The following is a 14,919-nucleotide window of genomic DNA, read 5'->3' as shown; positions in this document are numbered from 1 at the left end:
TTCTCCATCTCAGGAGCAATAGTTTCATACAGATTGTTGAAAGCCTTCAGATTACCCCAGAACAGAGAAAACAGTCTGCCTCTACCCTTGAGATTCAGAGAGGAGATAATATGTCTTACCTTATTCCAGAAATCACAGTCAGGTTTAAATTCCTCTGACATCAGACAGCAGAAGGCTGCATGCGAATAAACATACTCAGAGAGTTCCACAATGTCATTCTCTGTAACATAGGAGGCCTCCCCTTCCTTCAGCTGATACTCATCTCCTCTGAGTTCTTCAAACAGAGCATCAAGCTTTGACTTGTCCTTAAAGCGACTGTCATATTCAATCATGAACTCCTTGGCGGCTTCAAGATTCATATCAAGATAGAAAGAGTTAACCAGAATCTTGATAAGTTCAACTTCATTTAAAATCTTAAGTGTTACCGGAAAGCCCTTAACAGCAGGTGAAGTCATACGTGTGAAACGGGTTACCAAACCGGTCGCTTCACGATTTCCGCCCGTAGGATTCAGATGATGAAAGAAGGATATTTCCTTACCTTCCCAGTTTGCAACTAGACCTTCACCGCCACCATTTGAAGCAAGTGCAGAAACCAGATAGCTCTTGCCAGCCTGAGAGGCACCGAAAACACCGATGGTTGAATTTACAGGAAGAACCTCATGAGCGGCGTCAGCCATGTTATGCAGCTGACAGATAGCAATTCCAAGAGAATTTTCCTCTTTTCTAAGATCTTCCTCATCCTGCGCTGCCTTTTCAACCCACTTGTAAGCCTTATCGCAGTATTGAGCCAGAAGATTCAGACGATTATCTTTAAATTCGTTTTTCATAAAAAATTATTCCTTATCAAGAATCAAACCGTCATTATTCCAGTATTCATCACCATCACTGACTGTTTTCAGACTCAGCTTCAGGTAGTTAGATACATCAGAACTGCCATCGGTTACATCCTTTGCTTTTTCAATCTTTAATACAAAGATATCGCTATTAAGATCTTTTTCCTGATCACGTATAAAGCCAAGGCATCTGCCCAAAGGAGATTTCTTATCCAATACACTATTATTTACTATAGTAATGTCATAATAATGAGGCCCCTTGCCATCGCTAGAACCTTTTACATCTGAGGTAATTTTATCAAGTGCAGCCTGTTTGCTCTTGCGCAGAGCATTAATAGCATTTTCCACACACAGACACAGCTCTCTCAGGAACATTCCCTTTACCTTGTTTTTTTCAGCATTACCGACACTTTCGATAGAGCTGAAAATCGAAGACAGGTTGCTCTGCTTAAAGGAGTCATAGCCTTCTCTGCGTTTCTCTTCAGCTTTACCTGCGGCATTGGTAAGCTTAGCCATAATACCAGTCTGCTTTAAGGTAGAAGCCACCTGATTACCAGCATCCATTGCCTGAGAATCAAACTGACTGATGAGAGCTGCATAAGGACTGTCTAAATCAAGCACTTTAATTGCACTTCTGTCAGCCCCATACATCAGAGAGGCATGGCTCTTGGCGAGAGCCATTTCGTTCTCAGCCTTCTCTATTTCCTCAATTGCCTTATCAAAAATATCGCAGCCCTGCTGAGGGAAATTAGCCTCATGATCAGGATAAAGCTTTATCAGTAGCTCCTCATAAAGTTTCTTTTTCCCTTCTACACTGAACTCAATCTTCTCAATATCAGGAACAATCCATTCCTTGGTTGCCTTTACAGAGGCAAGCTCACTAATCTTCTTGTAAGGCTCAATGTGATAAATCATGGTTGCCATAAAGGCCTGATCATCAAACTGACGGTATCCAAGGTTAATTGGAAGAGTCGAGCGCAAGGTCGTATTGGAGATAACATCTGAAACAGCCTTAAGCTGAGATTTATTAGCATCATCCCTAAGATAGGTCTTATCAATATCGATCTCCTCTCCTTCTTCCATTGCATTAATTTCCTTAAGCTCGGCTAAGGTGAAGAATCTGTATTTGACTTCTCTATCCTCAAGCTTGCACTGATCATCAACCTTACCCATGTATCTTGCAGGAGAAGGGGCTTCCTGATAGTTAGGATTGATTCTGAAGGTTGACAGGTTGCTGATATTGGACTGCTTGATATAACCAAGCAGTGCTCCTACAACAACTGATGTCTTAGGATCTCCTATCTTACCGTTCACAAGAGTGAAAGATGGATACCAGCTTCCACACTTATAATCGTGTAAAGAAATGATTCTTCTTGGTGACAGATTAGAATTGCACTCAATCAGAGTTCTGATACCAGGAATCTTTGAAGGACGTCCGGTTAGAATCAGAACATCACACTGATAGGTGTTTACAATGGTGTTCAGATAATTAAGGGAAGAGCAGACATCATAACGATCACCGACAGCGATCTCATGATTGATTTGATATATATCAAACTCGAGTTCACGATCAAAAAATTTGTAGTTCTCACCTAAATGCTTGTTGATAAAATTCGCAACACTCTCATCAACAAGGTCATGCTTTTTTCTGTCAAATTTAGAAATAACTTCCAGATCTTCCTTAGAATCCAGAGCCTCGCATCGGTCAATGCCATACAGGAAGTCTGCAACCGTTCCCCTGTCAATTACCGAAGTAGTGCCTGCAGGAGCATAATTCAGCTTTTCCAGTCTGGAAATGATTCTATACGCAATCTTAGTGAAAACCTGCTCTACTGTCTGAGTTCTGTTTTTTACAAACTCAATACTGTCAGATGAACCAGTACCAATAATTTTAGCTAAATCCTTAACATCACCTAACTGAGGAACAATCTTTTCCTTAATCAGGTTTAACACCAGATCATCTCCAGCCGTCTTTGAACCATCCTTCAGAATCTCTCGGATTTCAACGGTAGCACTCTGGTTTCCAAGCTCTTTTTCCTCACCGCTCTCAGAACGGACTGTACTTGGATAGCTGTAATCGGCAATCACAAGATCTGTAGTTCCGCCACCGATATCAATTGAGGCAATACGGGCAGAAATATAATCGGCATCCTTACCACTGAACTTGTCCCTATTATGCTCATTGACTCGGCCACCAGCATCTGATCTGCGTATATGTTTAATAAAGTCTAGACTGTTGCCTCCGAAAACCTTCTGAGTTTCATTGTAAAGGTATACCAGCTGAGAAGTCAGAGTTTCATTCCACTTTAAGATAACGGCTGGTGCCTTAGGGAACATGGAAGAAGCGTTTTCAATATACTTAAACTCAGTAGCAGGAGTCTTGTCATAACCATAAGCCTTCCAGACAAGACCAATAGCTTGGTAGGCGCATGATCTGAAGACTTCTCTTTCAAGATCCGGCATTGATGGAGGTGTAGTTAAAACCACTGCCTTTAGTCTGCGAGGTCTTAAAGCATTAGCTTTAGACTGACGGTAATGGAAACTATTCATCTGCATCATAGCCTGCATAATGATTTCCATCAGCATAAAGGTCATGGTTGATTTACCGGTGTAATTTGCAAGAAGCTTACTTTCATCACCTGTATCTGCAAACAGAGCATCACCATATGAATTGATGAATCTTGAAATAGGAAGATAAGTGGCTGAACTTACATTTTCCTCAAGTTTCAGATAAGAGGTATGATATTTGTCATCATCCTTTTCTTTCTCTCTGACTGGAATCTGATAATAGTGATTGTTAAAGTTCCACTTTTCAGAGGTATTCAGATCATTATCAAACTGCCACAGATAACGTTTTGGTGAAATAAGACCTGTATTTCCCTCATTACCGGCTGAGTTGGCACTTAGGTGCTTTGCCTCAGTACCCACACGTACCAGAGATGGCCATACAAAGGCGTCGAGTCTGCTTGAAATATCTGAGCAATAGTTAAAGTCAAAATTAGCTTTCTGGAACTGGATCTTGCTGTCAAATGTTCCGACATAAACATTCTCAACAGCATTTAAATCACGGATTTCGAGCTGAGGATTACGCAGCAGAGATGAGGAATGATCATCATCCTCTTCCATAAGAATACCGCAGGAACGTGAGTTACCTACATCAAGAATCAGACTTACATCAATAGGAGTTTCACTGCCGTTTTCCTCAAATGGCATCAGCTTGATGCTGTTTGGTTCGACAAAATATTCAAGGAAAGCAATAAGATTCAGATAATGCTTTTCAAAGTAGTTTTTCTCTATCCATTCTTTTTTGATAACTTCGACCTTTGGATCATTGGTAGTCTTAGGATAGATTTTGTCAAAGACACTCTTTGCCCACTCTCGAACAAAGGAAGCGCCTGATTCATTATCATTTAATAGTTTGGTAGCAGCGTAACATCCTCTGAAAGTAAAGACATCGCTGATATCGGAGGTTGATGGAGCACAGTGCAGAGAAGTGTTTTCATTGTCAAGCTTCGTATCAAAGGCAAAGGTTACATGATATAAACCACCATGATCGCGATCCTTCACATCTGACGTATTGATAACACGAGCACGGGCCCAGTTTATAGGACCTTCATCATGGCCTTTGCTGAAATAGAAGATTGGGAACCATACTCCATTGTAAAGGTTAAGAGATTCGATCAATTCCAATTCAGACTGCTCTCCATAGATTTCGCCCTTTTCCATGGAAATTGATTCTGCACCTTCAATTACATATTTGCCAGAAGCCTTGTCTTCTTTAAATCTGGCAAAATGTCTTCCACACAGTGGATGCTGGGCAAACTGCCCTTTAGTTACGATTGAAGGGAATTTTTTTAAGAAATCCTCTTCTTCAGAGGAGAAATTAATCTTTTTGTCAAACTCAAAATCAATGAACTGTATACCGGAATTAGCTACAAGAGAAATTGTCTTGTTATTTTCATCATTTTTATCAACTAGATTTTTAATTATGATGCGGTCATTTTTTAGATTCACTTCAACCACCCTATGTTAAATCAACATTCTAACCATATAATTTACCACAAGGAGACTTATGAGAGGATGATTTTGAAAGACAAAAATATATATTGTGAGGTAATACTTAATTGAAAAAATTAAATTTGCAATAAATGTTTTTAAAGGGGGGGATCAACGTTTGGATGGTGGGTCGTGAGGGGGTCGAACCCGCGACCAACGGATTAAGAGTCCGCTGCTCTACCAACTGAGCTAACGACCCATCGAAACGTTATAAACAGAAAACCTAAAAGATACTATCAAGTAGGGATTCATAAGATGGTGGATGCTATAGGACTCGAACCTATGACCCTCTGCTTGTAAGGCAGATGCTCTAACCAGACTGAGCTAAGCATCCAAAATGGTGGGTCGTGAGGGGGTCGAACCCGCGACCAACGGATTAAGAGTCCGCTGCTCTACCAACTGAGCTAACGACCCATCTTGGGCGCCTTCATTATCGCATGGTGGGTCGTGAGGGGGTCGAACCCGCGACCAACGGATTAAGAGTCCGCTGCTCTACCAACTGAGCTAACGACCCAGCGATAAATCTTGCTTTTGCTTGGTGGGTCGTGAGAGATTCGAACTCTCGACCAACGGATTAAAAGTCCGCTGCTCTACCGACTGAGCTAACGACCCAAGCCTTGCAATTTGTTGTTGATTAACTCAACGCGGACTATTCTACTAAATTTTTGAGATCATGCAAGCACTTTTTTAAAGTTTTTTTTATTTATCTTTATAAACCGCTTATACAAGCCTTAATAATTTTTAATCGGGGGTTAATAGGTTATACACATTTTCTGATAGTGTTTTCTCCGTCTTCTATTTTGGAAAGCGTTTCGTTTAAAATTTCCTGTCGAAGTTTAATCAACCACTCAGAAAATTTCACCTCATTCATACCGTAAATCTTATTGAGCTGATATTCATTTTCGCTCCATGACTCAAGCGGTGACTCGTTATGCTGAATCACAGCTTCAATCTTATCCAGAGCTTTGTAAAGTTTAGCCTCTCCAGTTTTAAGCGCACTCATCTCCTCATACAGATTCAGTATATTAGAGGATAAACTTTCTGGCAGGGATTCGATCCATTTTCTGAAAAGAGAGTCCTCAACATGTTCATCTTTTTCTGTTTTATTGAAAGAAGGAATATCTCCTGTAAAGGCCTCTCCAAGGTCATGAATAAGGCACATGGCGATAACCTTATCTATATCCAGCTCAGGAAATTCCGTACGAAGAAACAGAGCCATAAGAGAAATACGCCAGCTGTGCTCAGCCACACTTTCTCGTCTGCCATTGGAAGTCGTACAGTGACGTGTGGTGTCTTTTAGTTTTTCTGAAAAATGTACTATCTTAAGAAATTCGCTTGGTTGCATATAAAAATCCTATATATGACTCTAATTAGTTTAGGAGAAGCATTCAGGAAAAAAAAATACTACGATGAATTCTGAAATTCCATCCTTTTGCAAGGATGGAACAGTTTTAGAAGAAAATTTTAAGGGGCATAAGGTACCGGCTGAGGCCCTGTTACTACAGGAACCGGCGCAACATCGATGGTACAGTTCTGATCTACATACTTGATCTTATCCAGTCTTGCAGGAAGAGAGGTCAGTCCAGGAAGCATACATCCTTCACCAACAATATTTCCTTCTTTATTAAAGTTTACAAACTGAATACCTTCAGGACGTTTCAGTTCCAAGGAATTTACACCACGCTCCTTCAGGAACTGACCATACACTCTCATAGCTCCAGAGGAACCAAACAGACCGGTTGACTTGTTGTCATCAAATCCGACCCATGTAGCAACAACCTGATCCGAATCAATACCAACAGTCCAGGTATCTCGGCTGTCATTAGTGGTTCCTGTCTTAGTGGCGATAGTTACATTAGGGAACATGTTGCCAATTCTGCGGCCTGTACCGATCTTGGTTGCCTCGGTCATAACATACATGGTCAGATATGAGTCCTTAGGATCAATTGTAGCTTTTCCCCTGTTATCCTCACGCTCATAAACAATCTTTCCGTCTTTAACAACTGTTCTTAATGTGGTCAGATCCTTATATTGGCCTTCTGTTGCAAGACTTGTATACATCTGAGTAACCTCAAATGGGGTAAGCTCAATGGTACCAAGTAGCATTGAAGGATAAATCTGTCTTTCAACCTTTTCCTTATCAAGACCAATATTGAGCAGAGTCTCTCTTACATGATTAAGACCGACTCTCATACCAATCTTTACAGTAGGAATATTCATGGAACGGGCCATTGCCACATATGTAGGAATTGGGCCAATAAAACGGTTGTTGTCGTTATGAGGCTGCCATACCTTTCCATCAGCAAGTCTTACCCTGATAGGAGCATCATTTACCAGAGTACCAAGATGAATGCCATGATGGAATGCAGTCAGATAAACAAAAGGTTTGATAATTGAGCCTACCTGACGACGACCTTCCATAACACGGTTGAATCCAGCATACTGAGGAGTTCTACTTCCGACCACGGCAGAGACTTCTGCTGTTCTCCAGGAACTGACAACCATAGCAGCTTCCATACCTTTACGGCCGGTCTCTCTTTCAATGGCGTTAAGCTCATTCTGCACTGCGTTTTCAGCAGACTGCTGAGCCTGAGGGTCTAGACTGGTGAAGATCTTAATACCGTTACCTGATAAAAAATCAGGGCCGAACTTCGTTGAAATTTCCTTTTTCAGAACACCCATGAAAGCAGGAGTCTTAGAGTAGTTCATTGAACCTCTCTTTATAACTCCTAGAGGTCTTGAGGAATACTGAACATACTCTGTATCAGTAATAAATCCTCTCTTCTTTAATACAGACAGAACAACATTTCGACGTTCCAGAGCCTGATCAGGATGTCTCCATGGATCATAATAGGAAGGGCCTTTAATGATACCAACAAGAAGCGCCATCTGATCCTGAGTCAACTCTGAAATAGGTACCCCAAAGTAGAAATATGAGGCAAGACCAAATCCGTAAATACCGGCAGCGCCATTCTGGCCTAAATAAATTTCATTCAGATATGCTTCTAAAATCTGATCCTTTGTATATCTGTGATTCATAATCAGAGCCATTATGATTTCTTTAATCTTACGGCTATAGCTCTTTTCTGAATTTAAAAAGTAATTCTTAACCAACTGTTGTGTAATAGTCGAACCGCCTTCTACCACAGAATGAGCCATGGTATTTTTTACGAAAGCTCTGGCAATAGCCATGAAGTTCACGCCCATATTGGTTCTAAAGGTACGATCTTCAATTTCAAGCAGTGTATTTATAAGAGCAGGAGGAACTTCCTGTAGCTGAATAAAGATACGATCTTCCTTTGGATCAATTCTGTTTATTCTGTCGAGTAAGACAGGATCCATTCTGATGTAGCCTAATTCCTCCTTTGTATCCGCATTTAAGATCTGAGATATTCTCTGACCGTTAAACTCAACCATGATTGAAATCTTGCCTTCTGAAGCATCTGGGAATTCAAAAGGTCTGCGGATAATCACCACCCTACCGAGCTTTTCATTCACAGCATATTCACCAGGGTACTGAGGATTAGGAACCTTACGGTATTTCAAAAGAGATAGCTCATACTGCATCTGCTTTAAGGAAAGCTTCTGATCCGGATAAAGCTCAAGCGGTCTTGAATAGACTACAGCTGGCAGCACCCATTTGTCATCAACTCCGAATTTTGAAAGTACAACAGAATCAAAATAAACAAAAAGCAGAGCCAGAATAACAAAACCGGCAGCAAAAACTTTCAGAGAAAAAAGTGTCAATTTTTTCTTTAAAGGCTTTTTGTTTTTATTCTCTTCAAAATTCTTATTGTGACTAGGTTGCTGATTCTGTTTGTTCTGACTAGTCTGTCCTGACTTTTCTCCGTCAGAAGAATAAGATGAATTCTCTTCAGAATACAGGTCCTCTTTTACCAGATAAGGATCAAACTCAGGCTCAATCTTACCATCGTCAAAATTGTCCTCAGCCTGCTTTCTCTCATCATCATCCAAAGCAGACAGACCAGAAAGGTATGGATTTTCTTTATCGTTATTCATAAATAGTCTATTGAACTTCCGTCTATTAAGGAGAAAACATAGTCTCTCCAAGAGGAAAAAAACTTAATGTTTAGCCAGCATGCTCTTTTGAAAACCAGCCTTTACATTCACCTATACCTGTATATAAGGAGAAGTGAAGTCAAAACAAAAGCTCTTTGCTATGCAGTTTTTTATAAAAAGCAAATGATACATTCTGAAAATTTGAGTTAAATTATATCAGCATTAATTTAGACGGCAATTTATTATTCACCGATATGGTGAGAACAGAAATTTCGCTGTTAACAAAAAAAAATAAAAAACGCTACACCTATCAATGAATTTAATATATTTAATTCTCTTATTATGGGCTAGTTCAAATATTAAATTTCAAATCTTGCTACAATCAAAATATTAAAGCATAATTGCTAACTCAAAAGATGAGCAATCTTTTAAAACAAAAACATCAAAGAATAATATTGTATAAATACTTAATATAGAAGCTGTGTTTTTGGGCAGTGATTAAGTTAAGGAAGAAGAATTATGGCTGACAATGAAAAGACTGCAGTGTCAATCGACTCAATGGGCCCTTTAGCTATCGCCGGTGTAGAACCTTACCAAGAACAGCCAGGCGAAGAATACATGAACGAAAAGCAGAAAGAACACTTCAGAAAGATTCTTACTGCATGGAGAGACCAGTTACGTTCAGAAGTTGATCGTACAGTTGACCACATGAAGAGTGAGGCTGCAAACTTTCCTGATCCTCTTGACAGAGCTACTCAGGAAGAGGAATTTGCTCTAGAGTTACGTGCTCGTGACAGAGAAAGAAAGCTTATCAAAAAGATTGATAAGACTCTGACAAAACTGGATAACGACGATTACGGTTACTGTGATCACTGTGGTTCCGAAATTGGTATTAAGAGACTTGAGGCTCGACCAACTGCTGATTTATGCGTTGACTGCAAGGCATTAGCAGAAATCAAGGAAAAACAGTTAGAAGGTTAAAAATTACCCTAAAAAATACATTTCTTAAGGTGGCCTAGTGCCACCTATTTTTGTTTATGTCTCAATATATAGGTAGATTTGCCCCATCCCCCAGCGGTAGACTTCACTTTGGCTCACTTGTTGCTGCTGTAGGGGCCTATGCTGTTGCAAAAATCAAAGATGGGAAGATTCTGCTCAGAATTGAGGATCTGGATTTTTTCAGATGCAAAAAAGAATACACCAGTATCATTCTCAGAGAACTTGATGACTTCGGCTTCAAGTTTGATGGAGAACCATACATCCAGTCAGAACATACCGATGTCTACTATAAGGTAGCAAAAGATCTCGTTGCCAAGGAAAAGGCCTTCTACTGCAACTGCACACGGAGTTACCTTAAAAAAAACAGCTGTCACTGCCGTAATAAAGGCTTAAAGGAAGATTCTGAAGATAATCTTGCACTTCGCTTTATTATTCCAAAGGTTCATCAGGATTATTTTGAAGATGAAATCTATGGACAAAAGAGATTTCCTGTTTTGCAGGAATCATTGACATTGATTCGACGAGACAAGGTTGTCTCTTATAACCTTGCCTGTGTTGTCGACGATATAAGGCAGGGAGTAACTCAGGTTGTCAGAGGCTCAGATCTGATTGACATTACTACAACTCAGATGTGTCTATATAAAGCACTTGACGCAGACTATATCTCCTATCTTCATCTTCCGCTTGCAATGGCAGATGAGACATACAAGCTTTCAAAGCAAAACCGTTCACCTGCAGTACTAGATCAGGGAAGCCCATCGCAGATGCTTATAAAGGCCCTGGAGTTTCTCAATCAGGATACAGATGGATTACAGCCCCAGATGCCTCCTAAGAAGATTCTGGACAAAGCGCTGGAACGATTTGAAATTAAAAGAATTCCTGTCGGTAAAAAAGTTGTTGTCTGACCATTTAAAGAAAAAATAATACGGATATATCACTTAAGCACAAAATGATCTGTATCACAAATTAATATTTACAGTCTAAAGATGATATAATGCACGGTGTTTGTTTGGTTTTAGGAGAATAAAAATTATCACACCTTTAGATTCACTTGATATATCAAGCCTTAAGAGCAGTAAAGCACTTGCAAAAAAACACGGCTCATCAAAACTTGTCGTGAGCACAGATGATCTTCGCATAAATCTCAATGAGATATCCAGCTATGCGATGCGTGTTGTTGCTACTCTGCAGAAACATCATTATGAGGCATATCTTGTAGGTGGATGCATCAGAGATCTTCTTTTAGGAAAAAAACCAAAGGATTTTGATGTATCAACAAACGCTACTCCTGAACAAATAAGACAGATTTTTGTATCAAACTCCAGAATCATCGGCAGAAGATTCAAGATCGTTCATGTTCTTCAGGGCAAGGAAATAATTGAAGTTACAACCTTTAGAAGCAACAAGGTCGCCCCTTCAAAGCCCCACACAGGAAGAACACGCGTCAAAGCAGAATCTGGCATGCTGATTCGAGATAATGTTTATGGAAAGAACATTATTGAAGATTCCCAGAGACGTGATTTCACCATTAATGCCCTCTATCTTGACCCTGTAAAAAAGGTTATCTATGACTTCAACGGTGGTCTGTACGACATGCAGCAGGGGGTTATTGACATCATCGGAGATCCTGAAACAAGATACAGCGAAGATCCTGTAAGAATGATCAGAGCTCTCAGATTCTGTGCAAAGCTTGGATTTAAGATCTCAAGAAGAACTCTGTCTCCTATAAAGAAAATGGCATCAAATCTGAATGCCGTTTCAAATGCCCGTATGTTTGAAGAGGTAAACAAACTGTTTCTGACCGGACACGGACTTCAGACATTCAGAACCTTACGAAAATACAATATTTTTGAACTGCTGTTCCCTGCTGCAGGTGAACTTTTAGATAATCAGAACTACATTAACTTTGTTGAGTACGCTTTAGGCAGTTCCGATAAGAGATATCAGGAAGACAAGAGGAATATGCCTCATTTCCTGTATGCAGTAATTTTATGGGCAGTATTCCAGAAAAGGATGTTCATATCCAACCAGACTTATAACAGCGCCGTGGTTCTTGTTCCTCAGAATAAACTTATCAGTGGACTTTTAAACGACATTATCACTGAACAGAACAGAATAACAGATATGCCAATGGCGGTTGCCGACAGTATCAGATCACTGTGGAGAATGCAGCTGACACTGGATGATATTGAAAACTGCAATGTTGATGAAATTGCAGCAAGAAATATTTTCAGAGCCTCCTATGACTTCCTGACTTTAAGAGGAAAGTTTGAACCATATTTAAAGAGTGCTGTTAATTTCTGGGAACCTTACTACATCAAGAGCAAGGAATTAGCAGATAAGAGAAAAGCTAAGAAGGAAGAACTAGTTCTTGGAAGAAAAGCCAGAAAGAAAGAAAAACTGGCACAGAAGAAAAGAGCATACGAGGAAAAGCTGGCCTCAAAGAAGTCAAAAAGAAAAGCAAATGAGGAATCATTTGATGATGAGGCAAATCTTTCAGCCAAAAGAAAGAAGCAGCTAGAAAAAGCAAGAGCCTGGCGTGCTGCTATGCACTTGGATGTAAAATGACCCTTGCTGTTTTATCCTTAGGTTCAAATTTAGGTGATAGTCTAAAGATTTTAAACAATGCAATTTCCGATATTAAAGCAATAAACGGAATCAGTTGCTTTAAGATGTCCCCTTTTTACAGGACCAAGCCTGTAGGATACCTAGATCAGAATGATTTTGTAAATCTGGCCTGTTCTTTTGAAACATCTTTGGAGCCACTCGATCTTCTACATAAAATGCAGGATCTAGAGCAAAAATACAAGAGAGTAAGACTATTCAAAAATGGACCAAGAACTCTGGATATTGATCTGATTATCTATGGAGATCTGGTTATAAATACTCAGGAACTTACAGTGCCTCACCCAAGGATGCATGAAAGAGCGTTTGTCCTTGCACCTCTTAGAGACATTGAACCAGAACTACAGGTTAGTTCCTTAAATTCAAGTGTTCAGAAGCTTTATGAGCAGCTTGCTGATAAAGAAAAAAATGATGTGGAAATTATAAATGGCTAAAGATACCGTTTCTATAAAGCTTATTGTTGGTCTGGGTAATCCAGGCTCACAGTATGAACATACCCGTCATAACATTGGTGTTGATTTCTTATATCTTCTGGCAAGAAAATACAGCATTGATTTAAGACCAGAGGGTAAATTTCAGGGAATTCTTGGACGAGGCAGCATTCAAGGAAATGAAGTTAGACTTCTCTTCCCTACTACTTTTATGAATGAATCTGGAAGAAGTGTTGCCGCACTCTGCAATTTCTATAAAATACTTCCTGAAGAGATTTTAGTCTGCCACGACGATCTAGATCTGAATCCAGGATTTATGAAGCTGAAATTTGCAGGTGGGCTTGCAGGACACAACGGACTTCGCAGTATCACAGCAAATCTATCCAACACTCAGAACTATTACAGACTGAGACTTGGTATTGGAAAACCTCCTTCAAAAGAGGTAATCAACTGGGTTCTTGGAAGACCAGACACAAATGATCAGATTCTTATTGATAATGCATATAACACAGCTTTGGATGCAATTGACAAATTGTTTACTGACGGCATTTCAAAAGCTACAGCATTAGTTAACGGTTATAAGCCTAATTAGGAGAGTAAAATGGGTTTTAAATGCGGTATTGTTGGACTTCCTAATGTTGGAAAGTCAACTTTGTTCAACGCGCTGACAAAAGCAGGCATTGCAGCAGAAAACTTTCCATTCTGCACCATTGAACCAAATACAGGTATCGTTCCTGTACCAGATCCACGTCTTGATGCAATCTCTGCAATTGTAAAGCCTCAGAAGATTGTTCCTACCTCAATGGAATTCGTTGACATTGCAGGTTTAGTAAAGGGAGCATCAAAAGGTGAAGGTCTTGGCAACCAGTTCCTGATGAATATCCGCGAAACTGATGCAATCGCTCACGTAGTTCGTTGTTTTGAGGACGAGAATGTAATCCACGTTGCCGGTAAGGTTGATCCTGTAGCTGATATCGATGTTATCAACACAGAGTTAGCACTTAGCGACCTTGATATCTGTGACAAGGCTCTGCAGCGTCTTGAGAAGAGAGCAAGAACAGGGGGCGACAAAGAAGCTTTAGCTCAGGTTATCGCTCTTGAAAAATGTAAACCTGCTCTTGAACAGGGAAAGATGCTTCGCAGCGTTGATTTTACAGAAGCAGACAGACTTGCTCTTCGCAATTTCAGCTTCTTGACTATCAAGCCAGTAATGTACATCGCCAACGTATCAGAAGATGGCTTTACAAATAATCCTTATCTTGATGCAGTTGAAAAACTGGCAAAGGAAGAAAAATCAATCGTTGTTCCTGTATCAGCTGCTATTGAGGCCGATCTTGCTTCAATGGAAGAGGAAGACAGAAAAGAATTCATGGACAGTCTCGGTATTGAAGAGCCAGGTCTGAACCGTGTTATCCGTGCAGGCTACAAGTTATTGGGTCTTCAGACATTCTTTACTGCAGGTCCAAAGGAAGTTCGTGCATGGACTGTCAAGGTAGGCGCAACAGCTCCTCAGGCAGCAGGTAAGATTCACTCTGACTTTGAAAGAGGCTTTATTAGAGCCCAAACCATCAGCTATGATGATTTCATCAAGTACAATGGTGAAAGTGGTGCTAAGGAAGCAGGAAAGCTTCGCTCTGAAGGAAAGGATTACATCGTCAAGGACGGCGATCTGTTCGAGTTCCTGTTTAACGTTTAATTACTTTTTGCTGTTAAATATCGGGGGCTGTTATGCCCCCGAATTTATGATTAACAAAACTTTTTTTCATCCTCAATTACTTTCCGCATCTGTTCTTTGGTCTTAAGGATAAAAACTCATCAGCTTTTATAATTTCTTTTCTTACATCCTTATATTTACATCATACACGGGATCTTAAATACTATACGGGTAATTAGCTGATTAATTTAGAAAAGATATCGATCTAAAAAGATGAGGCTTCAAAGAAGCGGTTGTTCAT

At 40.0% G+C, this 14,919-nt stretch carries 10 protein-coding genes and 5 tRNA genes; 6 read left to right on the top strand and 9 right to left on the bottom strand.

All coding sequences use genetic code 11. The annotated features are described in order from the left end of the window. The 9 genes from QZU45_RS07860 to mrcB form a co-directional block, all read right to left on the bottom strand. Positions 1-827: virulence factor SrfC family protein (locus tag QZU45_RS07860; RefSeq protein ID WP_295353810.1), on the bottom strand; the 827-nt coding region annotated here is incomplete at its 3' end. A 6-nt stretch (positions 828-833) separates the two neighbouring features. Further along, the gene (locus QZU45_RS07855; RefSeq protein ID WP_295353808.1) at positions 834-4,847 is read right to left on the bottom strand and encodes a virulence factor SrfB; all 4,014 of its coding nucleotides are present in this window, start codon (positions 4,845-4,847) and stop codon (positions 834-836) included. A 165-nt stretch (positions 4,848-5,012) separates the two neighbouring features. Then, positions 5,013-5,088, bottom strand: a tRNA-Lys gene (locus tag QZU45_RS07850). A gap of 57 nt (positions 5,089-5,145) precedes the next feature. Beyond that, positions 5,146-5,223 (bottom strand) — tRNA-Val (locus QZU45_RS07845). Between the two features lie 4 nt (positions 5,224-5,227). Further along, a tRNA-Lys gene (locus QZU45_RS07840) sits at positions 5,228-5,303 on the bottom strand. 24 nt (positions 5,304-5,327) lie between these two features. Beyond that, positions 5,328-5,403 (bottom strand) — tRNA-Lys (locus tag QZU45_RS07835). 22 nt (positions 5,404-5,425) lie between these two features. Then, a tRNA-Lys gene (locus tag QZU45_RS07830) sits at positions 5,426-5,501 on the bottom strand. A gap of 148 nt (positions 5,502-5,649) precedes the next feature. Beyond that, the gene (locus tag QZU45_RS07825; protein WP_295353806.1) at positions 5,650-6,234 is read right to left on the bottom strand and encodes an HD family hydrolase; all 585 of its coding nucleotides are present in this window, start codon (positions 6,232-6,234) and stop codon (positions 5,650-5,652) included. A 119-nt stretch (positions 6,235-6,353) separates the two neighbouring features. Continuing rightward, positions 6,354-8,909 carry a penicillin-binding protein 1B gene (gene mrcB, locus QZU45_RS07820; protein ID WP_295353804.1) on the bottom strand — a complete coding sequence of 852 codons (2,556 nt, stop codon included), beginning with the start codon at positions 8,907-8,909 and terminating at the stop codon, positions 6,354-6,356. Between the two features lie 519 nt (positions 8,910-9,428). On the opposite strand from mrcB, the gene dksA reads away from it, so the two are divergent. The 6 genes from dksA (at position 9,429) to ychF (ending at position 14,660) form a co-directional block, all read left to right on the top strand. Beyond that, a complete protein-coding gene (gene dksA / locus QZU45_RS07815) occupies positions 9,429-9,890 on the top strand; it encodes an RNA polymerase-binding protein DksA (protein ID WP_074840745.1) in 462 nt (153 codons plus the stop codon). A gap of 56 nt (positions 9,891-9,946) precedes the next feature. Beyond that, a complete protein-coding gene (gluQRS, locus tag QZU45_RS07810; protein WP_295353802.1) occupies positions 9,947-10,813 on the top strand; it encodes a tRNA glutamyl-Q(34) synthetase GluQRS in 867 nt (288 codons plus the stop codon). A gap of 100 nt (positions 10,814-10,913) precedes the next feature. After that, positions 10,914-12,476: a polynucleotide adenylyltransferase PcnB gene (gene pcnB / locus QZU45_RS07805; RefSeq protein WP_295353800.1), complete on the top strand. Its 1,563-nt coding sequence runs from the start codon at positions 10,914-10,916 to the stop codon at positions 12,474-12,476. After that, on the top strand, positions 12,473-12,967 hold the full coding sequence (gene folK, locus QZU45_RS07800; protein WP_295353798.1) for a 2-amino-4-hydroxy-6-hydroxymethyldihydropteridine diphosphokinase: 495 nt from the start codon (positions 12,473-12,475) through the stop codon (positions 12,965-12,967). The genes pcnB and folK overlap by 4 nt, the downstream gene beginning before the upstream one ends. Next, positions 12,960-13,556: an aminoacyl-tRNA hydrolase gene (pth, locus tag QZU45_RS07795; protein WP_294999533.1), complete on the top strand. Its 597-nt coding sequence runs from the start codon at positions 12,960-12,962 to the stop codon at positions 13,554-13,556. Before folK ends, pth begins: the two co-directional genes overlap by 8 nt. Before the next feature lie 9 nt (positions 13,557-13,565). Continuing rightward, positions 13,566-14,660 carry a redox-regulated ATPase YchF gene (ychF, locus tag QZU45_RS07790; RefSeq protein ID WP_295353796.1) on the top strand — a complete coding sequence of 365 codons (1,095 nt, stop codon included), beginning with the start codon at positions 13,566-13,568 and terminating at the stop codon, positions 14,658-14,660. The last annotated feature ends 259 nt before the right edge of the window (positions 14,661-14,919 follow it).

The organism is uncultured Succinivibrio sp. (assembly GCF_902756765.1).
Classification (GTDB): Bacteria; Pseudomonadota; Gammaproteobacteria; order Enterobacterales; family Succinivibrionaceae; genus Succinivibrio.
Note: the sequence above shows the minus strand (reverse complement) of the source record. Positions and strands in the feature narration are given on the sequence as shown.